General features: G+C 64.1%; 29 protein-coding genes and 2 tRNA genes. 9 read left to right on the plus strand and 22 right to left on the minus strand.

Annotated elements, in window-relative coordinates:
- Positions 1-12: 12 nt before the first annotated feature.
- The 5 genes from ACN5W5_RS04395 to lptF form a co-directional block, all read right to left on the minus strand.
- Entirely contained in the window at positions 13-1,191 is a 1,179-nt protein-coding gene (locus ACN5W5_RS04395; RefSeq protein WP_420047333.1) for a pyridoxal phosphate-dependent aminotransferase, read from the minus strand.
- Positions 1,192-1,314: 123 nt separating this feature from the next.
- A complete protein-coding gene (locus tag ACN5W5_RS04400; RefSeq protein WP_420047334.1) occupies positions 1,315-2,259 on the minus strand; it encodes a CysB family HTH-type transcriptional regulator in 945 nt (314 codons plus the stop codon).
- Positions 2,256-2,621, minus strand: coding sequence for a sirohydrochlorin chelatase (locus ACN5W5_RS04405; protein WP_420047335.1), 366 nt, complete (start codon positions 2,619-2,621; stop codon positions 2,256-2,258). Before ACN5W5_RS04405 ends, ACN5W5_RS04400 begins: the two co-directional genes overlap by 4 nt.
- 4 nt (positions 2,622-2,625) lie before the next feature.
- Entirely contained in the window at positions 2,626-3,744 is a 1,119-nt protein-coding gene (gene lptG / locus ACN5W5_RS04410) for an LPS export ABC transporter permease LptG (RefSeq protein WP_420047336.1), read from the minus strand.
- Positions 3,741-4,880, minus strand: coding sequence for an LPS export ABC transporter permease LptF (gene lptF, locus ACN5W5_RS04415; protein WP_420047337.1), 1,140 nt, complete (start codon positions 4,878-4,880; stop codon positions 3,741-3,743). The genes lptG and lptF overlap by 4 nt, the downstream gene beginning before the upstream one ends.
- A gap of 27 nt (positions 4,881-4,907) precedes the next feature.
- Between lptF and ACN5W5_RS04420 the strand changes: the two genes are divergently transcribed.
- From ACN5W5_RS04420 to ACN5W5_RS04430, 3 genes are all read left to right on the plus strand, one after another.
- A complete protein-coding gene (locus tag ACN5W5_RS04420; RefSeq protein ID WP_420047338.1) occupies positions 4,908-6,419 on the plus strand; it encodes a leucyl aminopeptidase in 1,512 nt (503 codons plus the stop codon).
- Positions 6,420-6,472: 53 nt separating this feature from the next.
- Entirely contained in the window at positions 6,473-6,916 is a 444-nt protein-coding gene (locus ACN5W5_RS04425; RefSeq protein ID WP_420047339.1) for a DNA polymerase III subunit chi, read from the plus strand.
- Between the two features lie 188 nt (positions 6,917-7,104).
- Entirely contained in the window at positions 7,105-8,292 is a 1,188-nt protein-coding gene (locus ACN5W5_RS04430) for a branched-chain amino acid ABC transporter substrate-binding protein (RefSeq protein WP_420047340.1), read from the plus strand.
- 138 nt (positions 8,293-8,430) lie between these two features.
- Here the strand turns inward: ACN5W5_RS04430 and ACN5W5_RS04435 are convergent.
- The 3 genes from ACN5W5_RS04435 to ACN5W5_RS04445 form a co-directional block, all read right to left on the minus strand.
- Positions 8,431-8,507 (minus strand) — tRNA-Arg (locus ACN5W5_RS04435).
- 62 nt (positions 8,508-8,569) lie between these two features.
- Positions 8,570-8,646, minus strand: a tRNA-Pro gene (locus ACN5W5_RS04440).
- Between the two features lie 57 nt (positions 8,647-8,703).
- Positions 8,704-9,408 carry a glutathione S-transferase family protein gene (locus ACN5W5_RS04445; RefSeq protein WP_420047341.1) on the minus strand — a complete coding sequence of 235 codons (705 nt, stop codon included), beginning with the start codon at positions 9,406-9,408 and terminating at the stop codon, positions 8,704-8,706.
- A gap of 63 nt (positions 9,409-9,471) precedes the next feature.
- Here ACN5W5_RS04445 and ACN5W5_RS04450 point away from each other — a divergent pair, with 63 nt between their 5' ends.
- Positions 9,472-10,137 carry a hypothetical protein gene (locus ACN5W5_RS04450; RefSeq protein ID WP_420047342.1) on the plus strand — a complete coding sequence of 222 codons (666 nt, stop codon included), beginning with the start codon at positions 9,472-9,474 and terminating at the stop codon, positions 10,135-10,137.
- Between the two features lie 17 nt (positions 10,138-10,154).
- Here ACN5W5_RS04450 and ACN5W5_RS04455 read toward each other — a convergent pair whose 3' ends face one another.
- The 5 genes from ACN5W5_RS04455 to ACN5W5_RS04475 form a co-directional block, all read right to left on the minus strand.
- Positions 10,155-11,414 carry an acyl-CoA dehydrogenase family protein gene (locus tag ACN5W5_RS04455; RefSeq protein ID WP_420047343.1) on the minus strand — a complete coding sequence of 420 codons (1,260 nt, stop codon included), beginning with the start codon at positions 11,412-11,414 and terminating at the stop codon, positions 10,155-10,157.
- Between the two features lie 60 nt (positions 11,415-11,474).
- Positions 11,475-12,560 carry a phosphotransferase family protein gene (locus ACN5W5_RS04460; protein ID WP_420047344.1) on the minus strand — a complete coding sequence of 362 codons (1,086 nt, stop codon included), beginning with the start codon at positions 12,558-12,560 and terminating at the stop codon, positions 11,475-11,477.
- Positions 12,561-12,639: 79 nt separating this feature from the next.
- Positions 12,640-13,359, minus strand: a complete 720-nt coding sequence (locus ACN5W5_RS04465; RefSeq protein ID WP_177134404.1) for a Crp/Fnr family transcriptional regulator — start codon at positions 13,357-13,359, stop codon at positions 12,640-12,642.
- 139 nt (positions 13,360-13,498) lie between these two features.
- Positions 13,499-14,278: an oxepin-CoA hydrolase, alternative type gene (locus ACN5W5_RS04470; RefSeq protein ID WP_420047345.1), complete on the minus strand. Its 780-nt coding sequence runs from the start codon at positions 14,276-14,278 to the stop codon at positions 13,499-13,501.
- Positions 14,279-14,280: 2 nt separating this feature from the next.
- The gene (locus ACN5W5_RS04475; protein ID WP_420047346.1) at positions 14,281-15,801 is read right to left on the minus strand and encodes a 3-hydroxyacyl-CoA dehydrogenase; all 1,521 of its coding nucleotides are present in this window, start codon (positions 15,799-15,801) and stop codon (positions 14,281-14,283) included.
- Positions 15,802-15,877: 76 nt separating this feature from the next.
- On the opposite strand from ACN5W5_RS04475, the gene ACN5W5_RS04480 reads away from it, so the two are divergent.
- Positions 15,878-17,956, plus strand: coding sequence for a FimV family protein (locus tag ACN5W5_RS04480; protein WP_420047347.1), 2,079 nt, complete (start codon positions 15,878-15,880; stop codon positions 17,954-17,956).
- Between the two features lie 79 nt (positions 17,957-18,035).
- Here the strand turns inward: ACN5W5_RS04480 and ACN5W5_RS04485 are convergent, their stop codons facing one another.
- From ACN5W5_RS04485 to lexA, 3 genes are all read right to left on the minus strand, one after another.
- The gene (locus ACN5W5_RS04485; RefSeq protein WP_420047348.1) at positions 18,036-19,043 is read right to left on the minus strand and encodes a D-2-hydroxyacid dehydrogenase family protein; all 1,008 of its coding nucleotides are present in this window, start codon (positions 19,041-19,043) and stop codon (positions 18,036-18,038) included.
- Positions 19,044-19,124: 81 nt separating this feature from the next.
- Positions 19,125-19,490, minus strand: a complete 366-nt coding sequence (locus ACN5W5_RS04490) for a hypothetical protein (protein WP_420047349.1) — start codon at positions 19,488-19,490, stop codon at positions 19,125-19,127.
- 136 nt (positions 19,491-19,626) lie between these two features.
- Complete coding sequence (gene lexA, locus ACN5W5_RS04495) at positions 19,627-20,313, minus strand: transcriptional repressor LexA (protein ID WP_420047350.1); 687 nt, start codon at positions 20,311-20,313, stop codon at positions 19,627-19,629.
- A 137-nt stretch (positions 20,314-20,450) separates the two neighbouring features.
- On the opposite strand from lexA, the gene ACN5W5_RS04500 reads away from it, so the two are divergent.
- Genes ACN5W5_RS04500 through ACN5W5_RS04515 form a run of 4 tightly spaced genes read left to right on the plus strand, consistent with a single transcriptional unit; the run spans position 20,451 to position 22,303 of the window.
- Positions 20,451-21,419, plus strand: coding sequence for an asparaginase (locus tag ACN5W5_RS04500; RefSeq protein WP_420047351.1), 969 nt, complete (start codon positions 20,451-20,453; stop codon positions 21,417-21,419).
- Positions 21,420-21,448: 29 nt separating this feature from the next.
- Positions 21,449-21,625 carry a hypothetical protein gene (locus ACN5W5_RS04505; protein ID WP_420047352.1) on the plus strand — a complete coding sequence of 59 codons (177 nt, stop codon included), beginning with the start codon at positions 21,449-21,451 and terminating at the stop codon, positions 21,623-21,625.
- Positions 21,622-21,828, plus strand: a complete 207-nt coding sequence (locus tag ACN5W5_RS04510) for a hypothetical protein (protein WP_420047438.1) — start codon at positions 21,622-21,624, stop codon at positions 21,826-21,828. Before ACN5W5_RS04505 ends, ACN5W5_RS04510 begins: the two co-directional genes overlap by 4 nt.
- Positions 21,803-22,303: a DUF6152 family protein gene (locus tag ACN5W5_RS04515; protein ID WP_420047353.1), complete on the plus strand. Its 501-nt coding sequence runs from the start codon at positions 21,803-21,805 to the stop codon at positions 22,301-22,303. The genes ACN5W5_RS04510 and ACN5W5_RS04515 overlap by 26 nt, the downstream gene beginning before the upstream one ends.
- Positions 22,304-22,378: 75 nt before the next feature.
- Here ACN5W5_RS04515 and adk read toward each other — a convergent pair whose 3' ends face one another.
- From adk to ACN5W5_RS04545, 6 genes are all read right to left on the minus strand, one after another.
- Positions 22,379-23,035, minus strand: coding sequence for an adenylate kinase (adk, locus tag ACN5W5_RS04520; protein ID WP_420047354.1), 657 nt, complete (start codon positions 23,033-23,035; stop codon positions 22,379-22,381).
- 157 nt (positions 23,036-23,192) lie between these two features.
- Positions 23,193-23,978, minus strand: a complete 786-nt coding sequence (gene kdsB, locus ACN5W5_RS04525; protein ID WP_420047355.1) for a 3-deoxy-manno-octulosonate cytidylyltransferase — start codon at positions 23,976-23,978, stop codon at positions 23,193-23,195.
- A complete protein-coding gene (locus ACN5W5_RS04530) occupies positions 23,975-24,181 on the minus strand; it encodes a Trm112 family protein (RefSeq protein ID WP_420047356.1) in 207 nt (68 codons plus the stop codon). Before ACN5W5_RS04530 ends, kdsB begins: the two co-directional genes overlap by 4 nt.
- Positions 24,182-24,205: 24 nt before the next feature.
- Positions 24,206-25,306, minus strand: coding sequence for a tetraacyldisaccharide 4'-kinase (gene lpxK / locus ACN5W5_RS04535; RefSeq protein ID WP_420047357.1), 1,101 nt, complete (start codon positions 25,304-25,306; stop codon positions 24,206-24,208).
- 2 nt (positions 25,307-25,308) lie between these two features.
- Positions 25,309-25,746, minus strand: coding sequence for an ExbD/TolR family protein (locus ACN5W5_RS04540; protein ID WP_177134374.1), 438 nt, complete (start codon positions 25,744-25,746; stop codon positions 25,309-25,311).
- Between the two features lie 55 nt (positions 25,747-25,801).
- Complete coding sequence (locus ACN5W5_RS04545; RefSeq protein ID WP_420047358.1) at positions 25,802-26,443, minus strand: MotA/TolQ/ExbB proton channel family protein; 642 nt, start codon at positions 26,441-26,443, stop codon at positions 25,802-25,804.
- Between the last annotated feature and the right edge of the window lie 268 nt (positions 26,444-26,711).

A 26,711-nucleotide genomic window follows, 5' to 3' on the forward strand; every position in this document is an offset into this window, starting at 1 on the left:
CCGCGTTACAGATCAGAGCCGCGCCAGGCGTTTGAGCGCTTCGCGCAAGGTGTCGTCCTTTTTCGCAAAACAGAAGCGCACCACCTTCTGGTCGAAGCCGTTGCCGTAGAAAGCCGAGAGCGGAATGGCCGCGACGCCGATCTCGCGCGTGAGCCATTGGCAGAAGTCGCCTTCGGGCAGGTCGCGCTCGGGCACCGCCAGGTCGCCGATGCCCACGCACTGGAAGTAGGTGCCCTGTCCGGGCAGCAGGGTGAACCGGGTGCCGGCCAGGCCCTCGCGGAACAGGTCGCGCTTGCGCTGGTAGAAGGCCGACAGCTCCAGGTACGGCGCCGGGTTGGCCATGTAGGCCGCCAGCGCGTGCTGCATGGGGGTGTTGACGGTGAACACGTTGAACTGGTGCACCTTGCGGAACTCGGCCGTCATGGCGGCGGGAGCCACCACCGTGCCGACTTTCCAGCCCGTGACGTGGTAGGTCTTGCCGAAGCTGCTGATGATGAAGGCGCGCGCTGCCAGGCCCGGGAAACGTGCCGCACTCTGGTGCTGTTGACCGTCGAACACCATGTGCTCGTAGACCTCGTCACTGATCAGCAGCACGTTGGTGGGGGCGAGCATGTCCTGCAACTGCAGCATGTCGGCCTGGCTCCAGACCTGGCCGCTGGGGTTGTGCGGGCTGTTGACGATGAGCGCGCGGGTGCGTGGCGTGATGGCCGCGGCGATGGCACCAAAGTCGGGGCGGAAGCTGCCGGGCATGAGCGGCACACGCACCGCCACACCGCCGGCCAGCTCGATGTTGGGCACGTAGCTGTCGTAGCAGGGTTCGAGCACGATCACCTCGTCGCCCGGGTGCACCACGGCGAGGATGGCGGTGAGGATCGCCTGCGTGGCGCCTGCGGTGACGGTGATCTCGGTGTTCGGATCGCAGGCCAGGCCATACAGGGCCAACATCTTGGCCGCCATGGCCTGGCGCAGCGCCGGCACGCCGGGCATGGGCGGGTACTGGTTGTGGCCCGCCTGCATGGCGCGCGTGACGGCGTTGACCAGTTCCGGGTCGCAGTCGAAGTCCGGGAACCCCTGGCCGAGGTTGACCGCGCCGGTCTCGGCCGCCAGCGCCGACATGACGGTGAAGATGGTCGTGCCGACGTGGGGCAGGCGGGATGTGAGGGCGGGGGTGTGAGGGGTGATCGAGGTCATGTCGGTCAACGCGAGGAATGCGGGAGAGAAGGGTCTTTGGCCAGAACACCGCGGAACTGGCTTTGCCAGGCCGCAGGTGTTGCCCCCTGGGGGGTGACGGCCGACAGGCCGGCGCGGGGGGAGTCACAACTCATAGTCGTCCGGCGTGCCACTCATGGCCCGCAGGATCAGGTCGCGCGAGAGCCGGTCGCTGAGCAGTTCGGCAAAACGCAGCACGAAGTGACGCAGGTAGGTGCCACGTTTGAACGCCACGCGCGCCAGGTTGTGGCCGAACAGCTGCCCCGCGGGTCGGGATGACAGATCGGGTGTCTGGTTTTCACCCTGCACGGCCATTTCGGCCACGATCCCTACGCCCATGCCGAGCTTGACGTAGGTCTTGATCACGTCCGAGTCGATCGCTTCAAGCACGATATCGGGCTGCAGATGGCGCAGTGCAAACGCCTGGTCAATGCGGGTGCGCCCGGTGAAGCTGGGGTGGTAGGTGATCAGTGGCAAATGCGCCAGGTCTTCGAGCGTGATGCGTTCCTGCGTCGCCAGCGGGTGGTCGAACGGGAACACCAGCACGTGCTGCCACTCGTAGCAGGGGAGGGTGACCAGCTCGGGGTAGTTCACGAGCGACTCGGTCGCCACGCCAATCTCGGCCACTTCTTCCAGCAGCATCTTGGCCACCTGGTCGGGTGAGCCCTGGTGCAGGCTGATGCCGACCTTGGGGTAGGCCTTGCGCAGTTTGGCCACCGAATCGGGCAGCACATAGCGCGCCTGGGTGTGTGTGGTGGCGATCGACAGGGTGCCGCTGTCCTGGGCCGAATACTGTTCACCGATGCGCTTGAGGTTGTTGACCTCGCGCAGGATGATCTCGATGCTCTTGAGCACCTGCACGCCGGGTTCGGTGACGCGTTTGATGCGTTTGCCGTGGCGGGCAAAAATCTCGATGCCGAGTTCGTCTTCCAGTTCGATGATGGCCTTGGAGACACCGGGTTGCGACGTGTGCAGCGCTTTGGCGGCCTCGGTCAGGTTCAGGTTGCGGCGCACCGCCTCCTGGACAAACCGGAACTGGTGCAGGTTCATGCTTGTTTTTCCAGTGCGATTTCGGCCAGCAAGGCGGTGAGGCGCGGGTCTTCCCCCGCCGCGGCCAACTGTTCGAACCGCACGTCAGGGTGTAGGGTGGCCAGGTCAAGCATCAGCTGCGGCAGATCTTCCCGCGCGTGTTTGCCCATGCCGAAGAACAGCGGGAGCACACGGATGTGGGTGGCTCCCGCCGCAATCAGGCGTTCGGCGGCTCTGGGCAGGTCGGGCTCGGAGAGCTCGAGATAGGCGCAGGCCACGGGGGCGGACGGATCGGTTCGGGCGATCTGCGCCGCAACCGCCTCCACCGGCAAGCGCCACAAGGGGTCGCGCGAGCCGTGGGCAAAGACAATCACACCACGCATAACGTCAACGCCTTAAAACCAGCCAGCCAAACGCACCGAGCGACACCAGTGAATAAATGATCGACGGGGAAGCCGCAGCGAACCAGGGCTGCCACTGGTTGAGGTTGCCAATGTAGCCAAACACGTTGTTGAGCAGGAAGAAGCTGATGCCGATCATGACCCCGCCAAAAACATAGCCGGTGATCCCGCCGGAGCGGAAATGCAGGTAGGCAAAGGGCAGTGCCAGCACCACCATCACCAGGCAGCTCAAGGGGTAGAACACCTTGCGCCAAAACTCGATCTCGTAGCGCTGCGCGGTCTGCCCGTTGCTCTCCAGGTGCTGGATGTAGGCGTACAGGTCGGTGGTGCGCATGCGCTCGGGCTTGAGCAGTGCGACCGACACCATTTCGGCGGTGATGGTGCTGGGCCAGCGGAAGGTCTCCAGATCGCTGCGCAGGATGCGCGCCGACATCTGGCCCGCGGTGTCGAACTCGCGGCGCAGGACTTTGCGCAGCGTCCAGGACTCATCGGTTTCAATCTGACCTTGCGCGGCTTCCAGCGTCGACACCAGCAGACCCTGGTTGTCAAACTCGAAAATACGCACCTCGCCCAGCTCTCCCTTGGGCGACAGCGAGCCCACGTTCACCGAGAAGTTGCTGTAGAGCTGGCGCTCCTTGAGCCAGGCGCCGGTTTGTCCCAGGCTGATGCGGCCCTGGTACCGGGCCTTGAGCAACTGGGCGGTCTTGTCGGCCAGAGGCGCCACGTAGTCACCCACGGCAAACGTCACCAGGACAAAGATCAGCCCCAGGCCCAGCAAGGTGCGCAGCGCCTTCCAGGGGCCCAGGCCACTGGTGCGCAGGATCGTGTATTCCGAGGTCTGCGCCAGCCGGGCCAGCACCGCGATCGTGCCTATGAGCACCGAGATGGGCAGCAGCTCGTACACCCGGCTGGGCATCAGCAGCCCGACATAGAGCAGCGCGTGCCGTACCTCGTAAATCACATCAGGCTCCAGCCGCGATGGTTTGCCCAGGGACGAAAGCTCTTCGACGAAATCGAAGAAAAAGAACAACGAAAGAAACGCCAGCAGTACAAAGCCGGTGGCGAGCAGGATTTCCCAGTAGATGAGGCGACGGATGGTTTTCATGCCGTTTGCCTGATCTTTTCAACGTGTTCGGAGCGCAGGCGCCGCTGCAACCAGCCTCTCAGACTGACGTTGCGCTGGCGCTTGATCAGCCACACCGTGCAAATCACGAAAACACTGCCGTGCAACATCAGCAACAGTGAGGACAGCGACAGCTGGCCCGATCCCACCCAGCGCTGGCCGATGTTGAGAAAGTTGAAGTACAGGATGAAGGCGAACAGAGTGAACATCAGGTTGCCACTGCGTCCGGCGCGAGGATTGCTGACGGTGGTGGCCACAGCCAGCAGAACCAGGTTGAGCGCGGTCAGGACAATGCCGATGCGCCACCCCAACTCACCCTGATTGCCGGCGCTGGGATCGGTCATCAGGGCCCAGGTGCTGCGGGCCTTGAGGGCCTGACTGCTGCGGGTCCGGGGTGTCGTGGCACCAATCAGCGCACCATATTCCTCGAACTCGCTGACCTTGATGCGGCCGGGTTTTGCGGGGGTCTGCACTTCCGCTTCCAGTCGCTGGCCGTTGCGGAGCATAAGATACGACTGGTCACCGATCTGCTCGATGCGGCCCGAGTTGGCCGTTGTCACGGTTTCGGTGCCGTTTTTCTCGATGCTGGAAATGAACACATTGCGGCCTTCGGTGCCATCGGCGGTGTCCTTGTCGATGAAGAACACGCGGCGTCCGCTGGAAGACTCCTGGAACTGCCCTGGTGCAATGCGCTGCAGATCGCCGCGGCTGGCAAACCGGTCACGCAGATCGGCGGTTTGCTGATTGGCCCAGGGCCAGACGAAAAAGACCATCACACTGATCACCAGCAACACCGGCCAGGAGAAACGCATCACCGGGCCCAGGAACCCGGCGAGCGAGCGACCGCTGGAAAACCAGATGATCATCTCGCTGTCGCGGTACATGCGGGCGAGCGTGGACACGATGGCAATGAACAAGGCCAGCGTCAGGATGGTCTGCGTGTAGCCCAGCACCGTGTAGCCCAGCACGAGCATGATTTCTTCCGGGTTGACGCTGCCCTTGGAGGCCAGACCCAGCGTGCGGATCAGCAGCATCGTCAGCACGATGGTGAGCAGGACCACCAGCGTGGCCCCGAAGCTGCGTGCCAGCTCGGTGCGTAGGGAAGAATGGAATAACATCGAAAAGATACCCAGGAAACCTCAATTATGGACTTTGAACTCAAATCCCTTTCGCATCAGCAAGCCGCCCGGCTGCCCGTCGACGCCCTGCTGGTTCTGGTGCCCGACGGCGCCGATGTGTCCGGCACGGCCGACGCCGCGCTGGTCAGCCTGATCCGCGAAGCCAACCGCCGGGGTGATCTGGAGCCGGGTGTCGGCAAGGCCTTGAGTTGCTACCGCCCGCAGGATATCAAGGCGTCGTGGGTGGTGCTGGTCCGCTCAGGCGACGGATCGGCGTCTGCGGTGCGCAAGGCGGTGCTGGCGGGCATGGCCCTGCTCAAGCAGCCTGGTGTGAAAAAGCTGGGCTTGCTGTTGAGCTTGCTGGATCAGGATGCGTTGGCCGTCCGCGTGGCCATGATGGCCTGCGCCGACGCCACCTACTGTTTCACCACCACCAAGCCTTCGGCCAAGGCGCGGACGATCAGCCAGGTCGTGCTGGGTGTGGGCGATGCCGGCGCAGCGCGCACCGAATTTGCCGCCGGCAAAGCCCAGGTGACCGGGGTAGAGCTGGCCAAGGAATGGGCCAACCGTCCCGCCAACCACGCCACGCCCAGCATGCTGGCGGACGCCGCGCGCAAGCTGGGGCGCAAGCCAGGGATCCGGACCGAGGTGCTGGGTCCGAAAGAAGTTGCAGCGCTCGGCATGGGGGCGTTCCTCGCGGTCGCCCAGGGCTCGGCAGAGCCTTTGCGCTTCATCGTCATGCATTACAGCGGCGCGGCCAAGACCAGCGCGCCGGTGGTGCTGGTGGGCAAGGGCATCACTTTCGACACCGGTGGCATTTCCATCAAGCCTGCGGCTGAAATGGATGAAATGAAGTTCGACATGGGTGGCGCCGCCAGCGTGCTGGGCACCTTTGCCGCGTTGGCCGAGCTGCAGCCCGCCATCAACGTGGTGGGTCTGATTCCGAGCTGCGAGAACATGCCGGATGGCCTGGCGGTCAAGCCCGGTGATGTGGTCACCAGCATGAGTGGTCAGACCATTGAAGTGCTCAACACCGATGCCGAAGGACGCCTCATCCTGTGCGATGCGTTGACCTACGCCGCGCGGTTCAAGCCACGCTGCGTGATCGACATAGCCACGCTTACCGGTGCCTGTGTGATCGCCCTGGGCGCCGTGCGCTCGGGTCTCTTTTCAGCGCGCAACGAACTCGCGCAAGCACTTGGCCAGGCCGGGGACCAGTCGCTGGACCTGTGCTGGCGCATGCCACTGGACGACGAGTACGCCGAAGGCCTGAAGTCGAATTTTGCCGACATGGGCAACGTGGCTGGTCGGGCCGGCGGAGCCATCACCGCAGCGAAGTTTCTGCAGAAGTTCACGGCCGACCTGCCTTGGGCTCACCTGGACATCGCCGGGACCGCCTGGAAAAGCGGTACCGCCAAGGGCGCAACCGGTCGGCCCGTGCCCCTGTTGCTGCAGTACCTGATCAACGAAGCGGGCGCGGCGACCAAGGTGCCGGCACGGGCAGCCAAGGCGGCGGTCAAGGCTGCGCGCCAGAAATAGCCAGACGGTATGGATGCACCTGCAACCGAGGCCAAACCGTCGAGGTGTCCGGCATGACCGAAGTGGCCTTCCACTTCAACGCACCGGACAAACTGGGTTATGCCTGCCGCCTTCTGCGAAAGGCCTACCTCAAGGGCGCGCGTGTGGTGGTGCTGGGTTCGTCCAGGGACTGCGCATCGCTGGACCAGGCGCTCTGGACCATGGCGGCGGGGGAGTTTGTGCCGCACTGTCGCGAGAGCGATGCGGCCTTGCTGTTCAAGGCTTCTCCCATCCTCATCGCCAGTGGCCATGTGCCGCCCACTGATTTCCCAGCCGACGTTCTCCTCAACCTGAGCGACGAATGTCCTGTCGGCTTTGAGCGGTTTGAACGGCTGATCGAAGTGGTCACGTTCAACGAGGTGGATCGCCAGCTCGCACGCGAACGCTGGAAGCACTACAAAGCCGCAGGGTGTGAACCCCTGCGGCACGATTTGAAGATCGCTGGCAGCGCCAGCTGATCCACGCCGCCACCCGGCTGCTTGGCTAATGCCACATTCGTTGGCGTGATGCGGGTCGGGCAAACCCTCGAAGCGGCCCCTGTTCTTCTGGCTCGCATGTAACAACCGGGATTTTTGGAGTATCTTTACGGATGTGGAGAAAAAAGTTCCCTCCGCATTCCAATCTTTGTTCCTTCCTGAGGATAACTATGCAACTGAACATGAAACTGGCCGTCATCGCTGCGGCTGTCGCCCTGGCCGCTTGCGGCAAAAAAGAAGAGGCAGCACCTGCAGCCGCTCCAGCCGCTGCCCCTGCAGCTGCTGAAGCCCAGGTCATCAAGATCGGTCACGTTGGTCCTACCAGTGGTGCCATTGCTCACCTCGGCAAGGACAACGAAAACGGCGCCAAGATGGCCATCGAAGAGCTCAACGCAGCAGGGTTGACCATCAATGGCGCGCCGGCCAAGTTCGAGTTGCTGGCTGAAGACGACGCAGCCGATCCAAAGCAGGGTACGGCCGCTGCCCAGAAGCTGGTTGACGCCAAGGTTTCTGGCGTGATCGGTCACCTGAACTCCGGTACCACCATTCCCGCTTCGCAGATCTACAACGACGCCGGCATTCCCCAGATCTCCCCCTCGGCCACCAACCCCAAGTACACCCGTCAGGGCTACGCAGGCGTGTTCCGCATGGTGGCTGATGACGTGCACCTCGGTGGCACGCTCGGCAAGTACGCTGTGGAAACCCTCAAGGCCAAGAACGTGGCCGTGATCGACGACCGCACCGCTTATGGCCAGGGCGTGGCCGACGAGTTCGAAAAAGGCGTGGCCGCTGCCGGCGGTACCGTTGTCGGACGTGAGTTCACCAACGACAAGGCGACCGACTTCAACGCCATCCTGACCACGCTGAAGGCCAAGAAGCCCGACGTCGTGTTCTTCGGTGGCATGGACGCCGTGGCCGGCCCGATGCTCAAGCAGATGAAGCAGCTGGGCATCAACGCCAAGTTCATGGGCGGCGACGGCATCTGCTCCAGCGAGCTGCCTAAGCTGGCCGGTGACGGCATGGCCGACGACCAGGTCTACTGCGCGGAAGCCGGTGGCGTCGAGGGTGAGCAGAAGGAAGGCATGGACAAATTCCGCGCCGACTTCAAGACCAAGTTCGGTTCCGACGTGCAGGTGTATGCCCCCTACGTGTACGACGCTGTGAAGGTGATGGCCAACGCCATGGTCACCGCCAACTCGTCTGATCCGGCCAAGTACCTGCCTGCGCTGAAGGCCACCACCTACAAGGGCGTGACCGGCAACATCGCTTTTGACGAAAAGGGCGACATCAAGAACGGTGCCCTGACGCTGATGACCTACAAGGCGGGTGCTCGCACCACCCTGGCCGTGATCCGCTGATCCGGCGAAAGGTCTCTTGATACCAGTCAGTCCCTTCTCCGGGGCTGGCTGGTCAAAAAAAGCACAAGCCACCCAAGGGTGGCTTGTGCTTTTTTGCATGAAGACAAATGCCTTCTGCTGCAAGATTGTGTAGGGGTCTGGCCTGCCCGGAGGGACTCGAACCCCCGACCTGCTGCTTAGAAGGCAGCTGCTCTATCCGGTTGAGCTACGGGCAGATGGTGCCGGTCTGCTGATACAAAAAAGGCCCACAGAGTGGGCCTTTTTGTTCTTCGATGAATGGTCGGAGCGGCGGGATTCGAACTCGCGACCCTCTGCTCCCAAAGCAGATGCGCTACCAGGCTGCGCTACGCTCCGACTAAGCTGTCAAGTATAACCTGTGAAATGAGGTGCCCCGGTCGATGCGGCCCGGATTCAGCGTTTTTTGTACTGATCTTTTCCAAACAGCGCCTCGCGCGAGCGGTCGTCGGTGAGGGGTTTGCGGGCATCGGCCAGCACGGCGACACCGCGCTGGACGGCGGGCCGCGCAGCGATGCGGTCAAACCAGTCCTTGAGCCGGGGATAGTCGGCCCAGTCGATGCCCTGGTTCTGCCAGCTGCGCAGCCAGGGGAAGATGGCGATGTCGGCCACGGTGTACTGGTTGCCAGCGATGAACTTTCGGCCGCTCAGCTGTTTGTCCATCACGCCATACAGACGCCTGGCCTCGTTGGTGTAACGGTCCACGGCGTAGTCGATCTTCTCGGGCGCGTAGATGCGGAAGTGGTGCGCCTGCCCGAGCATGGGACCCACGCCACCCATCTGGAACATCAGCCACTGCAGCACTTCAAACTTCTGCCGGTCTGTTCGCGGGAGCAGCTTGCCGGTCTTGGCCGCCAGGTACAGCAGGATGGCGCCCGATTCGAACAGGCTGATGGGTTTGCCATCAGGGCCCACGGGGTCCACCAGGGCGGGGATCTTGTTGTTGGGGCTGATTTTCAGGAACTCGGGCTGAAACTGGTCGCCCTGCCCGATATTGACGGGGTGGACACGCCAGTCGCGACCCAGACGGAGCCCGCATTCCTCCAGCATGATGTGGACCTTGTGACCGTTGGGTGTGGGCCATGAATAGACATCGATCATTTCAGGTGCTTTCTTTTGGAGTGAAACTGGCAATTTCTGCACTTTACGGGAGTTCGCTGCACCATGTTTGATCGTCTGAAGAATGCCTTGGGTGTCGGTTCGACCAGGGTGGAAGCCGACGAAGCGTTGGCCCAATGGGCCACCGAACGCATGCTGGCCTACCGGGCCTTGGGCGGAGGCGGGTGCGTGCTGGAGGGGCGCGTGCTGGATCGTCCGTTCCGGGCGGGTTGCGCGGCGTCCTCCCGGTCGTACATCCGCGGGATGGAACTGATGGCCCGGGTGGAACTGGGGTTGCGGCCCGATGTGCATGTCATCGTGATGAACCGTGCGCTCAAACGTTCGCTCGAAGCGCTGGCCCATACGGTGTACGCGGAAGTCACCGACGCCCTGCAGACCACCGACAAACCGCTGCCTGAGGAAGTCGGCTGGATGTCTGCCTACCGCGACGCAGGCTGGCCCGGCCCGCCGGCAGATTTCTGGGCACAGCATGCGGTGCTGACCGATGCACCGGAGGCGGCGCGCCAGTGGCTGGACGAGGAGAGCATCGCCTTGCTGCGAGACACGCCAGACCAGCTGCATGCGGACACGCCGCGTCTTTTCTGGCTGACCCGGGGCAAAGCCTATCTGCGCATGCAGCTGGACCAGCCGGGTGACAACACCACCGCACTCTACGCGCTGGACGTTTTTGAACACCTCAGCGCCCGCGCGCTGCGCCTGTTTGCACGCTGAGGTGTTGGCGCGAGCGTTCAGCAGCCGCGCGTGACGGGCATCTCCACGTCGGTCTTGACGACCATGTGTTTGGCCAGCTCCAGCTTGGCGATCGACTGGCGGTGCACCTCGTCCGGGCCATCGGCCAGGCGCAGCGTGCGCTGGTTGGCGTAGCTGTAGGCGAGGGGGAAATCGTCGCTCACGCCACCGCCGCCATGGGCCTGGATGGCCATGTCGATGATGTCGCAGGCCATGTTGGGCGCCACCACCTTGATCATCGCGATCTCGGCCTTGGCCACCTTGTTGCCCACAGTGTCCATCATGTAGGCGGCCTTGAGCGTGAGCAGGCGGGCCATTTCGATGCGGCAACGCGCATCGGCAATGCGCTCGTGCCAGACCGACTGGGCCGACACCGGCTTGCCAAACGCCACGCGGTTGTTGAGCCTTTTGCACATGAGTTCGAGCGCGCGTTCGGCAGCGCCGATGGAGCGCATGCAGTGGTGGATGCGGCCCGGGCCAAGGCGACCTTGCGCGATTTCGAAGCCGCGGCCTTCGCCCAGCAGCAGGTTGCCCACCGGGACGCGCACGTCCTTGAGGCGCACTTCCATGTGACCGTGCGGCGCGTCGTCGTAGCCAAACACGGACAAGGGGCGCACCACGGTGATGCCAGGTGCGTCGGACGGCACCACGATCATGGATTGCTGCGAGTGGCGCGGTGCATCGGGGTTGGTCTTGCCCATGACGATGTAAACCGCGCAGCGCGGGTCGCCCGCGCCGGACGACCACCACTTCAGCCCGTTGATCACGTACTCGTCACCGTCGCGCACGATGCTGCATTGGATGTTGGTGGCGTCCGATGAGGCCACCATCGGCTCGGTCATCAGGAAGGCGGAGCGGAACTCGCCCTTGAGCAGGGGTTCGAGCCATTGGTCCTTCAGCGCTTCGCTGGCGTAGCGTTCCAGTGTTTCCATGTTGCCGGTGTCGGGCGCCGAGCAGTTGAACACTTCGGCGGCGAACGGGACACGGCCCATGATCTCGCACAAGGGCGCGTATTCCAGGTTGGTCAGGCCCTCGGGCGCACGCGGGCTGCTCGGCAGGAACAGATTCCACAGACCTGCAGCGCGGGCCTTGGGCTTGAGCTCTTCAATGATCGTGGTCGGAATCCAGGCGTTGCCCTTGGCGCGGTTGGCGGCGATCTCGGCGAAGAAGCGGCCCTCGTTCGGGTAAATGTGCTCGTCCATGAACGCCAGCAGGCGTTCGCGCATGTCTTTGACTTTGTCGGTGTAATCGAAATTCATGGGGTGATCCTTGGGTGCGGGCGAATCTGGTGGGTTGAATGGGGTCGGGGAACGCCGTTGTCAGGCCTGCTGCGCAAAGCGCCAGGCCATCTCGGCCAGCGGACGGGCACCGGCTGCGGATGAAACGGCCTGTGCGCTGGAGGCGGTGCCGGTCTCCACGCGCTTGGCGATGCCCTGCAGGATGGCCGCGAGGCGGAACAGGTTGTAGGCGAGGTAGAAGTTCCAGTCGGTCTTGAGTTGTGCTGGCGTGGCAAAACCGGTGCGCTCGCAGTAGAGCGCGATGTAGTCGTCTTCGGTGGGGATGCCCAGGGCCTGCACATCCAGCCCACCGATGCCGCGGAACGCGCCGGGTGGGATGTGCCAGGCCATGCAGTGGTAGCTGAAGTCGGCCAGCGGATGGCCCAGGGTGGAGAGCTCCCAGTCCAGCACGGCCAGCACGCGCGGCTCGCTGGGGTGGAACATCAGGTTGTCGAGCCGGTAGTCACCGTGCACCACCGACACCATGGATTCGTCGCGCGCCATGGCGGGGATGTTCTGTGGCAGCCAGGCCATGAGCCGGTCCATTTCGGGGATCGGCTGGGTGATGGAGGCCACGTACTGTTTGCTCCAGCGGCCGATCTGACGCTCGAAGTAGTTGCCGGGCTTGCCGTAGCCTTCCAGGCCGATGGCCATCGGATCCACCGTGTGCAACGCGGCCATGACGCGGTTCATCTCGTTGTAGATGGCGCCTCGCTGATCGCGGCTCATGCCGGGCAGGGACTGGTCCCACATCACCCGGCCTTCGACGCACTCCATCACGTAGAAAGCGCGACCGATCACCGATTCGTCTTCGCACAGCGCGTGCATCTGCGCCACCGGCACGCCGCTGCCGTGCAGCGCGCTCATGACGCGGAACTCACGCTCGATCGCGTGGGCCGAGGGCAGCAGCTTCGCCACCGGGCCGGGTTTGGCGCGCATGACGTACGCACGCTTCGGCGTGATCAGCTTGTAGGTCGGGTTGGACTGGCCGCCCTTGAACATCTCCACCGTGAGCGGACCGGTGAAGCCGTCGACGTGGGTCGCGAGCCAATCCTGCAGGGCAGGCACGTCGAAAGCGTGCTGTTCGGACACCGGGCGGGTGCCGGTGAAGTTCTGGGTATCGCTCATGCGAGGGGTCTCACTCGTTGGGGTATGGCGCGACCCTGCGCGGTGGGGCGCGGTACGCCCTTCAACTGAACCCGCTGGTTCAGGTTTCGGCTTCGGCGATGCGCATCAGCATGTCGCGGTTGCGCACCACCAGGCCACCTTGTTCGATGCGGATCGCTTCCTCGCGCTCCATCGACTTGAGTTCCTGGTTGACGCGCTGGCGCGAAGCGCCCAACAGTTGGGCCAGTTCTTCCTGCGCCAGTTGCAGGCCGATGCGCATCTCGTTGCCGTCCGACAGGCAGGGCACGCCGTAGCTGCGCACCAGGTGCAGCAACTGTTTGGCCAGCCGGGCACGCAAGGGCAGGGTGTTGAGGTCTTCCACCAGACCGAACAGCGTGCGGATGCGCCGCGCCTGCAGCCGCATCAGCGCTTCGTACAACTCCACATGCACGCTGAGGATCTTCTGGAAATCGTTGCGGGCCACGCAGAGCAGCGTGGTCGGTCCGTGGGCATAGGCATCGTGCGTGCGCTGGTCGCCGTCGAACATGGCCACATCGCCAAACCACACGCCCGGCTCCACATAGGTCAGCGTGATCTGCTTGCCCGAGAGCGAGGTCGAACTCACACGCACCGCACCCTTGGCGACCGCCGTCCATTCGGACGGTGGATCGCCACGCGCGACGATGAGGTCGCCGTCCTTGAATCGCTTGACGTAGGCGCATCGGAGTATGTCGTGACGCAGGGAAGGTGAAAGGCTGCTGAACCAGCGACCACTGTTGATCGCCTCGCGTTCTTCCATTGTCAGAATCGGTTCGTCCATCGGCTGTCTTATGAGTGACTGAATTGACTGGCATTGTCGCCACTGGGACCCTGCGCTCGCATCAGGGTTTGCGTGACACCTGTCCCGCAGGCGTCCTATAGCTGTACGACTCTGGGTACAGCTGGCCAGGGCCCACGGATCAGCGGTAGTTCGCGGGCCGCTTTTCGAGAAAGGCTGCGATGCCTTCGCCCGCGTTGGCGTGGTGCAGGTTGCGCACGAAGTGGTCGCGCTCGGCGCTCAGCTGTGCGTGCAACGAGCCCGTCAGCGCATCGTTGGCCAGTTCCTTGATGCTGGCGAGCGCGTTGGGCGCACGGCTGTTGAGTCGATCTGCCGCGGCCAGCGCAGCGGCCAGTGCCTCGCCTGGGGCACTCACTTGCGTGATCACGCCCATGGTGTGCAGACGTGTGGCATCGATGCGCTCGCCGCCCATCAGGAGCTGCAGCGCGGTGGCGCGAGGCAGGGCACGCATGAGGCTCCAGGTGGCGCCACCGTCAGGCGACAGACCCACGTTGCTGTAGGCCATGACGAACACGCTGTTGTGCGCGGCCACGATCAGGTCGCAGGCCAGGGCGAGCGAGAAGCCCGCGCCCGCGCACGATCCTTCCACCGCGGCGAGCACCGGCTTTGGAAACACGCGAATGCTCTCGATCCAGTTGTGCAGGCCTTCAATGCTTTGTGCCTGTACCTCAGGGGGCAGTTGCCGGTTGGTCAGCAAGCGCTGCAGGTTGCCGCCGGCACAGAAATGGCTGCCTTCGCCGGTGATGACCACGCTGCGCACTTCCGGGTTGTTTTCTGCCACGCCGAGGGCCTCCACGCCAGCGGCGTAGATGTCCGGGCCCAATGCGTTGCGGTGGTCGGGGTTGCTGATGGTCAGCACCATGGTCTGGCCATGGCTGTGGCTTTTGAGGCTGGCGGTCATGCTCAGGCCTCCTCATGCAACAGGCTGAGCCCCAGCGCCCCCCGGCGGCGCAGCCAGGGCGAAGGGCGGTAACGCGGGTCGCCGTACACGGTCTGCATGTTGAACAGGATCTCCAGCACATTGGTCGGGCCAATGCGGTCGCCCATCGCCAGCGGCCCCATGGGATAGCCCAGCCCGAGCGTGACAGCGACTTCAAGATCTTTCGGCGTGCAGATACCTTGCTGGCACATGTCGGCCGCGATGTTCACAATGGTGGCCACCACACGCTGTGTCACGAAGCCGCCGCTGTCGCGCACCACGCTCACGGCCTTGCCGTCGCTGGCGAACAGAATGTGGGCGGCATCGCGCATGTCGGGGCGTGTGGCCGGGTTGGTGGCGAGCACGCGCCGCTTGGTGGTCGCGTCGTCCAGCATCATGTCGATGCCGACGGTGCGGCTAGGGTCAAGGCGCTCTACCGCAGCGAGCGTGGTGACATCCAGTCCCAGCGGGGCGACGAGGATCAGCGCGGCAGAAGAGGGTGCTGCACCGGTCTCGATGCTGGCGCCCAGGTTCTTCAGCAACTGGTAGATCTCGGGGCGACGCGCCGCCTTGGGCGACACCCAGACCGGTGGCATCGCGGCCACGCTGGGGACGGGCGGCTCGACCGGCACCTGTGCCACACCCTTGTCATAGGCGTAGAAACCCTCCCCCACTTTTTTGCCCACCACGCCACCGGCCAGGCGCTGCGCGGTGATCACGCTGGGACGGTAGCGCGGTTCCTCGTAGTACTGGCGGTAGATCGACTCCATGACTGGATGCGACACATCCAGCGCGGTCAGGTCCATCAACTCGAACGGCCCGAGCTTGAAGCCCATCTGGTCCTTGAGGATGCGGTCGATGGTGGCGAAATCGGCCACGCGCTCGCCAACCACGCGCAGTGCTTCGGTGCCATAACCCCGTCCGGCATGGTTCACGATAAAGCCGGGGGTGTCCTGTGCCGATACCGGGGTGTGGCCGAACTGACGCGCATAGTCCATCAGTTGCTGGCACACAACAGGACTGGTTTTCAGTCCGGCGATCACTTCGACCACCCGCATCAGAGGCACAGGATTGAAAAAATGAAAACCGGCGAGTTGGGTGGGGCGCTGCAGAGCTGCCCCGATCGCGGTGACCGACAACGACGATGTGTTGGTGGCCAGCACGGCTTGTGGCGAGACAACCGCCTCCAGTTCTGCGAACAACCGTTGCTTCACATCGAGTTTTTCCACAATGGCCTCAACCACCAGTGCACACGGTGCCAGATCCGATACCGCGCCGGCCAGCGAGACGCGTGCCAGGTACGCCGCTTGCACATCGGGGGAGAGCTTGTTTTTGGCCACCAGTTTTTGCCAGGTGTCCACCAGTGCGGCACGCGCCGCCTCGGCGGCCCCGGGCAGGAGGTCGAAAAGCAGAACCTGGCTGCCGGCCTGGACCGCCATCTGGGCGATGCCGCGCCCCATGGCGCCGGTGCCCACGATGCCGATGGTTGGAAAAATTGGCTGCATATGAAAGTATTATTTATAGAGGGGCGGAGATAAGCTATGACAAAATGTTCCGACCTAGGAAAGAAGGGATTCTGACGTGCGCCAAATACTGGTTGGCTCTATTTTGCTATCAACTGTCCTGAGCAGTCAGGCTGTGACCTTGGGCCGCCACAGTGGTGCAGCCGTGATTGGTCGCGGTCTTGACGTTCGGGTGCAGGCGCTTGTGGGGCCGGATGAGGACGCGTCGACCTTGTGTATCCAGGCCGAGGTGTTCTTCGGAGATGCCTTGGTGTCGCCCGCTTCGGTTCGAACAAGCACGCAGCGGAGTGCACCGGACGCGGAAACCTCGGTGCGCATTCAGACGACGCAACCGGTGAACGAGCCCATCGTGACGGTGCTGGTTCGTGCCGGCTGCACCATGCCGTTTTCTCGTCGTTATGTGTTGCTGGCCGACCCCCTGAGTGAGCCGGCCGTCGGTGCTGTCCCGGCATCGGCCGAGTCGGGAGGATCCGCAAGAGCCACGATCTCGTCCTTGCCGGCTGTACCCCGAAGCGGTGAGGGCGCCCCGTCCGGGAGCCCAGTAGCAAGTGCCGGCGGCAGGGGGGCCGAGAACGCGTCCGTTGCGGGACCGCAAGCGGCCGGTGCCGCGCCTTTGCCCGGGGCTGCTGCGTCCCGGTCCCGACCGCCCAGCGTGGTGCGCAAGCCCGCCGTCGCGGCGCCTCAGGCAGCGGTTCCCCGGCTACAGCTTGACCCGGTCGATTTGAATTTGAGCATCGAGCGCGATCCGGTGCTCAAGCTCTCGCTGTCGCTGTTGAGCGAGCCCACCACGTCAGAAGAAACGCGTGCCGCGGCCGGGTTGCTCTGGAAGGCCATCAACGCCTCACCCGAAGAGATCCTGCGCGATGCCCAGAAGCTCTCGGTGTTGGAGGCAGAGTCCAAGGGCTTGCGCGAGCAGGAGGCCCGCAACAAGGTGGCCTTGCAGGCGATGGAGGCGCAACTCGAAAAAGCCCGCTACATGATCTGGCTGGCCTATCTGTTGGGCGCGCTGCTGTTGCTGTTGTTGTTCGCCTTCCTGTTCGCCCGCCGTCGTCGTGGGCGCCAGGACGATGTGCCGGCAAACGCGGCTTGGTGGGCGGGCGCTGAAAAGTCGGGGAAAAGCGCCGCGGTGGCGAAAGCCGGCAGCGCTGAACGGGCCGATCCATCGGGGCTGGACATTGATTTGAATCTCGAGCGCGAGTCCTCGTTTGACGGATACCGCTCCCTGCACGACTCCGGCATCGACGTCAACAGCCTGCCTGCCATGGCCGACAGCGACCGTCGTGAATACCCGGCCAGCCAGATCGGCGTATCGCGGTCGGTGGCGACCGAGGAGCTGTTCGATGTCCAGCAGCAGGCCGACTTTTTCGTTTCACTCGGGGAAGCCGACAAGGCCATTGGGGTGCTCAAGGATCATCTGATAGAAAGCCACGAGCCCAGCGCGCTGGCTTACCTCGACCTGTTCAAGCTGTACCACCAGCTGAACCGCCGTGCCGAGTACGATGCCCTGCGCGTAGAGTTCAACCACCTCTTCAACGCTGGTGCACCACCCTTTGACCAGTATTCGGACGATAGCCAAGGGCTGGAGGCCTATGAAACGGCTTTCAGCCGCATTCAGGCCCTCTGGCCGCAGCCCCGTGTGCTCGACGTCATTGAACAGTCGATCTTTCGCGAGGCGAACGAAGTTGACGGCGAGGTTTTTGACCTGGAGGCTTATCGGGAACTGCTGTTGCTGCACGCCATTGCCAAGGACATGATCAAGCGTGACATGGTCGACAGCGCATCACAGGTCGACTTCCAGCACACGGCGATCAAACCACTGAAGGCGGCGGGCAACAAAGGGTTCTCTGCGGCCGTGGCTGCGGCATCGGAGGAGGCGCGCGTCACGCAGCCGCTGGATGACATTCCCCCCGCTTCCCCGCGCCTGGGACTGGATGTCGATCTGGACGCGCTTTCCGAGATTTCCGAGTTCGAAGCCTCGTTGCCAGAGGTCACTGTGCCGGTGGAGCCAACGGCCAAACCGGCGCCGCAACCGAACGCTTCGGTTCAGGAAGAGGGCAACCTGATCGATTTTGAGGTGCTGGATTTCATGCCGCCCGACGGAGATGAGGACAACCCACAATCCAAGAAGGGCCGCTGAGCAGCCAGCCAGACCGCCAACAAAAAAGCGCCCGGAAGAATTTCCGGGCGCTTTTTTGTTGGCCTGATGATTGATCGTTTCAGCGGCGAACCTGCAGCGCGCCCGGGTTCAGGATGTGGGTGGGCGTGCCCTTGATGAAGTTGACCACGTTGTCGAAGGCTGATGAAAACAGGATCTCGTAGTTGTCGAGTTCCACGTAGCCGATGTGGGGGGTGCAAATGCAGTTCTCCAGCCGCAGGAGGGCGTGCCCCTGCAGGATGGGTTCGGACTCAAACACGTCGATGGCGGCCATACCGGGCCGGCCCCGGTTGAGCGCTGCCAGCAAGGCATCAGACTCCAGAATCTCTGCGCGCGATGTGTTGACCAGCAGCGATGTGGGCTTCATGCGGGAGAGATCTTCCAGCGTGACACAGCCGGCGCTTTGTTCTCCGAGTCGCAAATGCAGGCTCAGCACATCCGACATCTCGAACAGAGCCTCACGGCTGGTGGCCAGCTCGTAGCCATCGGCTGCGGCCTGTGCCTGGGTGGGCTCGCTGCCCCAGACGATCACGCGCATCCCGAAGGCTCGGCCATAGGCGGCGACGAGCTTGCCGATTCGGCCGTAGCTCCAGACGCCCAGTACTTTGCCACTCAGCACCATGCCCAGCCCAAAGTTGGCTGGCATCGATGCCGCCTTCAGCCCGGATTGTTGCCAGGCACCGTGTTTGAGGCTGGCCACGTATTGCGGAATTCGGCGCATGGACGACATGATCAGCGCCCAGGTCAGTTCGGCGGCGGCGATCGGTGAACTGACACCTTCAGCCACAGCGATACCGCGCTCGGTGCAGGCATTGACGTCGATGTGGGGTCCGACGCGGCCCGTCTGCACGATCAGCTTGAGGCGCGGCAGCTTTTCAACCAGCTGCCGCGTGATCTGGGTGCGCTCGCGGATCAGAACCAGCACATCGGTATCGCGCAGCCGGACCGAAAGCTGGCCCACGCCCTTGACTGTGTTGGTGAAAACCTTGGCGGGATAGGGTGCCAGCTTGTTGGCGCATGGCAGTTTTCTGACCACATCCTGGTAGTCGTCAAGGATCACGATATTCATGGTCCCTATTGTGCCCGCAGGAACATCGTGATCTTTTGTCACGACGGGCTTGAACCCGCCGTGCTGCGCAATCGCGCAGGGTCAGGCGCGCAGTTGCGGGTGGCTCGACTGGAGCTCCAGGGCCGCCAGCCGCTCGAGCTCCGCGCAGACATCGTTGATGCGACCAGAGATCACCAGCCGCCCGTCGGAGCGTGGGCCGCCAGAAGTGTCCGCGGTTCTCAGCACCCGCACATGGCGGGCTCGAACGACGGCATGGCCGGTGACAGTGACCTTGTTGCTATCCACAGTGCACTTTGGCGGGTGCCCCAGCCAGCCGGCACGCACGAAGCGTTGCAGGATTTTCGGAAACGTGCGAGCGGTGCCTGCCCGTTCAAAGGAGGGAGGCAACCAGCTGTCGATGAGCAGCAGCGGCGCACGCCAAGTGTTGGTGTTGAAGCGGATTCCCATGCGAAACTCCAAAAAAGGGGTTGAACACAGGCAGGATTGCGAATGAAGTCGCCAGCGCAGGGATGTGCCTGACGCGTGTGGATCACGCACCAAACCAAACGCCCGCCACCTGCTGAGGCGACGCAGACCCGATGGGTCAGAGCTGGAAGCTGTTGCGGATGAGTCCCACGGCAAGGCCCTCGATTTCAAAGGGCTCACCCGGCTCGACAACGATGGTCTTGTAGTCCGGGTTTTCGGCGTGCAGTTCGATCCGGTGCTGGCGGCGCATGAAACGCTTGACGGTCACGTCCTCGCCCAGGCGGGCCACCACGATCTGGCCGTTCTTGGCTTCCTTGGTCGACTGCACGGCGAGCAGGTCCCCGTCCATGATGCCGACGTCGCGCATGGACATGCCGCGCACCTTGAGCAGGTAGTCGGGTGTGCGCTGGAACAGGCTGCGCTCGACGTGGTATGTCTGGTCCACGTGTTCCTGGGCCAGGATGGGCGAGCCAGCGGCCACACGCCCGATCAGGGGCAGCATCAGCTGCGACAGACTGGGCAGCGGCAGTGTAAGCTGGCGCCCCCGCGATTCGTTGATGGATTGCAGGTCTTCGTTGCGCAGGCGGATGCCGCGCGAGGTGCCGCTCACCAGTTCGATGGCGCCTTTGCGTGCCAGGGCTTGCAGATGCTCCTCGGCTGCGTTGGCGGACTTGAAACCCAGCTCATGGGCAATTTCTGCCCGCGTCGGTGGCGAACCGGTGCGGGCAATGGCGCTCTGGATCAGTTCCAGGATCTGCTGCTGGCGGGCGGTGAGCTTGGGCGGGTAAAGCGGCGACTCGATCATGGGGACCTCGTGAAGATGTGGGGAGAAGCTCACTCGGGTGAGGCTCGCCACCGGGACTGGTCAGAACAACAAGCTGTCTTCTTATCCAGTGCCTGTATTTTTAACCAGTTTTGGAGACTTGGCAAGTGGCAGATGCAATGGAAATCCAACGTCACGTCATTTTGGGCACGGGCGGCACCATCGCCGGCCGGGCAACCCGGTGCGGGGATGGTGTCGGGTACGTGGCGGGTCAGGTCAGCGTTGAGGACCTGCTGGCATCGATTCCGTCCATGGCGGGATTGCCCCTGGAAGTGGAGCAAGTGGCTCAGGTGGACAGCAAGGACATGGGCTTTGCACTCTGGCAGCAGCTGGCCACCCGGCTGACCTTTCATCTCAGCCGGCCCGAGGTGGACGCGGTGGTGATCACTCACGGTACCGACACCATCGAGGAGACCGCGTTCTTCCTGCAAACCGTGCTGCGACCTGCCAAGCCGGTGGTGTTGACCTGCGCAATGCGTCCGGCCACTGCGCTGGTGCCGGACGGCCCACAGAATCTGGTTGACGCGCTGGCTGTGGCCAGCCATCCCGGGGCGCAAGGCGTCGTGGTGGTGTGCGCAGGGCAGATCCACAGCGCGGCCGACGTGAGCAAGGTGCACACGTACCGGGTGGATGCGTTCGACTCGGGAGATGCCGGCCCGCTGGGTAGCGTGGAAGAAGGCCGGGTTCGGCAGTTCCGCCCCTGGCCATTGGCCTCTGACGCGGGGGGCTGGGACGCAGTTGCGTTGCTGCGCATCCAGTCGGTTCAGGCTTTGCCGCCCGTGGTGGTGCTGACCAGCCATGCTGACGCCGATGGCACGCTGGTGCATGCACTCCTGTCCGGTGGCGACGCGGCGCAGGGCCCTGCCGTGCGCGGCATCGTGGTGGCCGGTACCGGCAACGGCACGGTGCACCATGCGCTGGAGGCGGCCTTGCTGAAAGCACAGGCCAAGGGCGTGCGCGTGGTTCGAACCAGCCGGTGTGTGCATGGGCCTTTGTTGACGCATCCGGGGCAGTTGTTGGTGGATGCCTACAGTCTCACGCCGGTCAAGGCGCGCATTGCGCTGGCGCTGGAGTTGCTGGAGGGCTGAGCCTGGGCGCCCATCCCTGGGCCTATCCCATGCTGGAGGTGGCGCACATCCTGGGCATCGCGCTGTTGCTGGGCAACCCCATCTTGCTGGAACTGCGCGTGTTCGGCTGGGGCGCGGCCTTGCCAGTGACGCCGCTGGCTCGCCTGAGCCTGGTGTTGGTGGGGTCGGGTCGGGTTTTGCGCCGGCGGCGGCGTCGGGCCTGTTGACGTTCTCGACACAGGCCGGGGAACTGTTGGCCAACCGGGTGTTTGCAGCCAAGATGCTGTTGTTGGCAACCTGTAACGCCGCCTGGTTCGATGTCCGGGGTTCGCTGCGGCGGCTCGATGGCACCGCGCGTGCGCTCATGGGGGCATCCACTGTGATCTGGCTGCTGGTCTTGAATTGTGGGCGCTGGATTGGCCACACGTGAAGAAGACCGTGGTGCGTCGACGACGCTTTCTCCAGACCAGTACCGTGCTGGGTTTTCGGGTCTTGGCTCTGCCGCGTGGGCGCCCCATGGCTGGAGCAGTTTTGACCAGAACCGTCCCATTTACCTGGAAGGTCGGGTGGTGGAGGTGAAATGGCGCAACCCCCACGCCGAACTGGTGCTGCAACTGTCCGAGAAGCTGACGCTGCCCGCCGACCTGGCGCAACGCGCCTTGCCCGCGCAGTCCGCCGGTGTGGACGGGCCTGCGCTGCTGGCGAAGACGGTGTTGCCCACGCGGCGCGATCGGCGCTGGGAGATCGAACTGGCACCGCTGTTTCGCCTGGGCCAGTGGCAGATGCCTGAAATCAGGAACAGGGCTGCACTCTCGATGGTCGGGTTCACGTTCAAGGACGAGCAAGGGGCCGCAGTCCTGCGGGCTGAATACATCTTTCTGGATGGCAAGGCGTACGGCTTGTGATCGGGTCCCGCCTGACGCGACCGGGCACAAAAAAACCCGGCACGTGGCCGGGTTCCTGTGGATCGCGGTGCGCAATTATTTCGAGAGGGCCTCAAAGGCGCGCGCGGTGATGTCGTCCACCGAGCCCATGCCGCTGATGGCGCGGTACTTCGGTGCGGCAGCGGCGTCGGCTTTGGCCCAGCTGCCGTAGTAGTCCACCAGCGGACGGGTCTGGGCGCTGTACACCTCCAGGCGCTTCTTGACCGTTTCTTCCTTGTCGTCTTCGCGCTGGATCAGCGGCTCGCCGGTCACGTCGTCTTGGCCGTCCACCTTGGGCGGGTTGAACTTGACGTGGTAGGTGCGGCCCGACGCCGGGTGCGAGCGGCGGCCGCTCATGCGTTCGATGATGGCTTCGAACGGCACGTCGATTTCGAGCACGTAGTCGAGCTTCACGCCGGCGGCCTTCATGGCGTCGGCCTGGGGGATGGTGCGGGGAAAACCATCGAACAGGAAACCGTTGGCGCAGTCCGGCTGGGCGATGCGTTCCTTGACCAGGTTGATGATGAGATCGTCGCTGACCAAGCCGCCGGATTCCATCACGGCCTTGGCTTGCATGCCCAATGGGGTGCCCGCCTTCACGGCGGCGCGCAGCATGTCACCGGTTGAAATTTGGGGGATGCTGTATTTCTGGCAGATGAACGTGGCTTGGGTGCCTTTGCCAGCGCCGGGAGCGCCCAACAGAATCAATCTCATCGCTGTCCTTTTTTCAGAGTTTCAAATGGAGAGGCCGCTTGTCTCTGGCGGCTGCCCTTCCGGCCCGGGGACCGGGGGCGACCGGTCGAGGATAGCATGCGCTAACCGGGCTCTGGCTTACAGCGTGGGCAGGCCAAAAGGCGCTGAAAGCAGCCCGTCAGCCGAGGGCCAAGAGCGCGCGCACCCGCGCCAGATCGTCGGGGGTATCGACCCCCGGCCCGGGAGCCTGCGCGCTCACATGGACCGCGATGCGTTCGCCATGCCACAGCACACGCAACTGCTCCAGCGATTCGGTCAGTTCCAGGGGAGAGGGCTCCAGCGTCGGAAAGTGGCGCAGAAATCCCGAGCGGTAGGCGTAGATGCCGATGTGGCGCAAAGGCGCGGGCGACGGCAGGGTGTTCCGGTCCGATGCATCGGCCATGCCATCACGCCACCACGCAATGGGCGCCCGGCTGAAGTACAGCGCGGTCTGTGCCCGGTCTAGCACCACCTTGACCACGTTCGGGTTGAGGAAATCGGCCATCTGGTCGATGGCGTGCGCCGCGGTGCTCATCACGCAATCGGTTCGGCGCTGGAGATCCAGCGCCACGGCGTTGATCAGCGCCGGGTCCATCAGCGGCTCATCCCCCTGCACATTGACCACCACGGCGTCGTCTGTCAGGCCCAGTTGTTCGCAGGCTTCGGCCAGGCGATCGCTGCCGGAAGCGTGGTCGGTGCGAGTGAGCACGGCGGTGATGCCGTGTGCTTCGCAGGCCGCGACGATGCGCGCGTCGTCCGCCGCGACCACACACCGGCTGGCCTGGCTGCGCTGCGCACGTTGCGCCACGCGCACCACCATCGGCAGACCGCCGATGTCGGCCAGCGGCTTGTCGGGCAGGCGGCTCGACGCGAGCCGTGCCGGAATCAGCACGGTGAACGGACCCGGGGCCCCGCTCGGGTTCATGGGGCTGGCGACGGCTTGGGCGGGCGGGCCGCTTCCTCTTCCGTGATCGGGCGGGCTTCGTGCTCCAGCAGGATCGGGATGCCGTCGCGCACCGGGTAGGCCAGCCGCGCACTGCGGGAGATCAGTTCCTGTTTATCCCGGTCAAAGATCAGGGGGCCTTTGGTGACTGGGCAGACCAGCAGTTCAAGCAATTTGGTGTCCATGCGGGAATGATAGTCGGCCGCTTGTCAGTGGGTGCGCCTGATCCAAGCGAGGCGATGATCCAGCGCCTCAAAGAAGGCCGCATCGGCACGCAGCTCCAGCGGGACCGCCCAGACCTGCGGGTCAGCGCCTGCGAACGGCTCAGGGCAGTCTGCGAACAGCTTGACCGCGTCCTTTTCGGTACACAGGATCGGCCCCTTGCAGCCCTGCAGCAAGGCGGCATAGGTCGCTTGCTCCGCGTGATCGGGCAGCGCCAGGGTCTTGGTCAGGGTGAGCCCGCGGGCGCGCAGCATGTCGAAAAAAACCAAAGGGCGTGCGATGCCGGCCAGCGCCGTGACGGCTTGACCCTGGAACTCGCGCAGGGGCCGGCGTTGTCCTTGGGGTCCGACGGCGTGATCGGCCAGGCGCCGCGTGGCTTCAAAAACAGGCAGATCGGACGGCCGCTCAAGCTGGGTGCTCATCGCGACCACGGGGGCGGATTCGCTGCGCTGGTTCAGAACCAGATCGGGTCGAAAAGGGTTGCCTGTGCCCGGCGGCCAAGGCTCACGCAAGAGGCCCGCAGGCAGCAACCAGCCGTTGCCGGTGGCGCGGTCGTCGAACACCGCCACCGACAGATCGCGGCCCAGCGCCAGGTGTTGCAGGCCATCGTCGCAGAGGATCAGGTCCACCCCGGGATGCGCGGCCAGCAGGGCCTGGGCGGCCTCGGCCCGGCGCGCCGCCACAAACACCGGCACGCCACCGCTGCGCCGGATCAGGGCGGGCTCGTCGCCGCTGTCGGTGGCCAGTGTGTCGGGTAGCACCTCCAGTGCGGCGGTACCCCGCCGACCATGTCCGCGCGACACCACGCCCGGATGCCAGCCACGTTGTTGCAGATGTTGCAGCAGGGCCAGCACGGTCGGCGTCTTGCCGGCGCCACCCACCACCACGTTGCCCACCACGACGACCGGCACCGGCAGCCGGGTGATTTTCAAAACCCCGGCCGCATACAGCCATCGCCGCAGACCGGTCAAGGCTCCGTACAGGACCGAAACGGGCCAGAGCAGATGGGCCAGCGGACCGCGGGTCCGCCAGATGCCTTGCCAGCGGGCCTGCCCTTGGTCAAGGCGCTGTGGCTGGGCAGCGGGCACGGTCAGGACTTGCCGCGCGCGCGCTGGGAGCCGGACTGCTGGGTTGCGAAGGTGATCTGCACCAGGCCGGCACGGCGGGCGGCGTCCATCACGTTGATGACCGACTGGTGGGTTGCGGCGGCGTCCGCGCTGATGACGATGACCACCTCGCGGCTGTCCTGCGATGCCTGGGTGAGTGCGCGGGTGAGCATCTCCACCCCCGAGCCTTCGAGCACGTCCTTGTTGATCGCATAGCGACCGTCGCTGCTGACGGAAACGATCACTTCTTTGGGTTCGGTGCGCTGCGCTTGGGCGTCGGCCACCGGCAGGTTGACCTGGAGCTGCGTGAATTTGCTGTAGGTCGTGGTGAGCATCAGGAAGATCAGCACCACCAGCAGGATGTCGATGAACGGGATCAGGTTGATCTCGGGTTCGTCGCGGGAGCCGGGCCGGAAGTTCATGCAGTCTCCCGGGCAGGCCGCGCGGCGGGGTGGGCGCGAACGGGGGTGTGAAGCGTCATTTGCGCAGTGTCAGCAGGTGGCGGGCGAAGCGCTCGGAAGCGATCTCCATGGTCAACAGGTAGTCATCGACCCGGGCGCGGAAGTAGCGCCAGAAGATCAGGGCCGGGATGGCCACCATGAGGCCAAAGGCGGTGTTGTACAGCGCGATCGAGATGCCATGTGCCAGCTGGCTGGGATTGCCCCCGCCCGGGACCGTGCCCATGCCGCCATCGCCGGCTTGCGAGCCGAAGATTTCGATCATGCCAATGACCGTGCCCAGCAGACCCAGCAAGGGTGCAGCCGATGCGATGGTGGCCAGGGCACCCAGGTAGCGCTGCAGTTTGGCGGCGGTCTGGCGACCGGCACCCTCGAGGCTGGAGCGCAGATCGTCTTCGCTGACCCGGGGGTTGCTGTTGAGCACGCGGAAACCGCTGGCGAGCACTTCGCCGAGTGCCGAGTTTTGCTCCAGCTGGTTGACCACATCGGCACCGGGCACCCCGTTGCGCGACACCATGATGGCTTCGTCGAGCAGCTTCGGCGGGGCGATCTTGACGGCTTTGAGGCTGATGAACCGCTCGATGACGAGGGCCATGCCCAGGACGGAACAGATGATCAGGGGCCAGATCGGCCAGCCAGCGGCTTGTATGATGGAAAACAAATCAGGGCTCCAGACAAAAGCCGCCTGCTTGGCGGCCAGAGTGCAATCTCCCAGATTATGTCTCACCATCCGGTGGTGAACGGCCGGAAAACCTCCACCAAGGATCCGTCTACCTGTCCGGCCCGATGCACAGATTCTGTGGATAACTTTGTGAAGAACCGGTATCCCAACGCCCGCCAGCCCGCTGTGGTCGCGGCTCCCGACAGTTCGATGAGAAAACAGGCAGTGCAAAACGCATTGAAATCAAGCGCTTGGCGTTCAGCCCATG

The sequence above is a fragment of the Hydrogenophaga sp. ZJX-1 genome, assembly GCF_048590325.1.
In the GTDB taxonomy this organism is placed as follows: domain Bacteria; phylum Pseudomonadota; class Gammaproteobacteria; order Burkholderiales; family Burkholderiaceae_C; genus Hydrogenophaga.

Bases quoted from the DNA above. Each gene is read 5' to 3' on its own strand.
- ACN5W5_RS04395 (WP_420047333.1), bottom strand. From the start codon at position 1,191: ATGACCTCGATCACCCCTCACACCCCCGCCCTCACATCCCGCCTGCCC.
- ACN5W5_RS04400 (WP_420047334.1), bottom strand. From the start codon at position 2,259: ATGAACCTGCACCAGTTCCGGTTTGTCCAGGAGGCGGTGCGCCGCAAC.
- ACN5W5_RS04405 (WP_420047335.1), bottom strand. From the start codon at position 2,621: ATGCGTGGTGTGATTGTCTTTGCCCACGGCTCGCGCGACCCCTTGTGG.
- lptG (WP_420047336.1), bottom strand. From the start codon at position 3,744: ATGAAAACCATCCGTCGCCTCATCTACTGGGAAATCCTGCTCGCCACC.
- lptF (WP_420047337.1), bottom strand. From the start codon at position 4,880: ATGTTATTCCATTCTTCCCTACGCACCGAGCTGGCACGCAGCTTCGGG.
- ACN5W5_RS04420 (WP_420047338.1), top strand. From the start codon at position 4,908: ATGGACTTTGAACTCAAATCCCTTTCGCATCAGCAAGCCGCCCGGCTG.
- ACN5W5_RS04425 (WP_420047339.1), top strand. From the start codon at position 6,473: ATGACCGAAGTGGCCTTCCACTTCAACGCACCGGACAAACTGGGTTAT.
- ACN5W5_RS04430 (WP_420047340.1), top strand. From the start codon at position 7,105: ATGCAACTGAACATGAAACTGGCCGTCATCGCTGCGGCTGTCGCCCTG.
- ACN5W5_RS04445 (WP_420047341.1), bottom strand. From the start codon at position 9,408: ATGATCGATGTCTATTCATGGCCCACACCCAACGGTCACAAGGTCCAC.
- ACN5W5_RS04450 (WP_420047342.1), top strand. From the start codon at position 9,472: ATGTTTGATCGTCTGAAGAATGCCTTGGGTGTCGGTTCGACCAGGGTG.
- ACN5W5_RS04455 (WP_420047343.1), bottom strand. From the start codon at position 11,414: ATGAATTTCGATTACACCGACAAAGTCAAAGACATGCGCGAACGCCTG.
- ACN5W5_RS04460 (WP_420047344.1), bottom strand. From the start codon at position 12,560: ATGAGCGATACCCAGAACTTCACCGGCACCCGCCCGGTGTCCGAACAG.
- ACN5W5_RS04465 (WP_177134404.1), bottom strand. From the start codon at position 13,359: ATGGACGAACCGATTCTGACAATGGAAGAACGCGAGGCGATCAACAGT.
- ACN5W5_RS04470 (WP_420047345.1), bottom strand. From the start codon at position 14,278: ATGACCGCCAGCCTCAAAAGCCACAGCCATGGCCAGACCATGGTGCTG.
- ACN5W5_RS04475 (WP_420047346.1), bottom strand. From the start codon at position 15,801: ATGCAGCCAATTTTTCCAACCATCGGCATCGTGGGCACCGGCGCCATG.
- ACN5W5_RS04485 (WP_420047348.1), bottom strand. From the start codon at position 19,043: ATGAATATCGTGATCCTTGACGACTACCAGGATGTGGTCAGAAAACTG.
- ACN5W5_RS04490 (WP_420047349.1), bottom strand. From the start codon at position 19,490: ATGGGAATCCGCTTCAACACCAACACTTGGCGTGCGCCGCTGCTGCTC.
- lexA (WP_420047350.1), bottom strand. From the start codon at position 20,313: ATGATCGAGTCGCCGCTTTACCCGCCCAAGCTCACCGCCCGCCAGCAG.
- ACN5W5_RS04500 (WP_420047351.1), top strand. From the start codon at position 20,451: ATGGAAATCCAACGTCACGTCATTTTGGGCACGGGCGGCACCATCGCC.
- ACN5W5_RS04505 (WP_420047352.1), top strand. From the start codon at position 21,449: ATGCTGGAGGTGGCGCACATCCTGGGCATCGCGCTGTTGCTGGGCAAC.
- adk (WP_420047354.1), bottom strand. From the start codon at position 23,035: ATGAGATTGATTCTGTTGGGCGCTCCCGGCGCTGGCAAAGGCACCCAA.
- kdsB (WP_420047355.1), bottom strand. From the start codon at position 23,978: ATGAACCCGAGCGGGGCCCCGGGTCCGTTCACCGTGCTGATTCCGGCA.
- ACN5W5_RS04530 (WP_420047356.1), bottom strand. From the start codon at position 24,181: ATGGACACCAAATTGCTTGAACTGCTGGTCTGCCCAGTCACCAAAGGC.
- ACN5W5_RS04540 (WP_177134374.1), bottom strand. From the start codon at position 25,746: ATGAACTTCCGGCCCGGCTCCCGCGACGAACCCGAGATCAACCTGATC.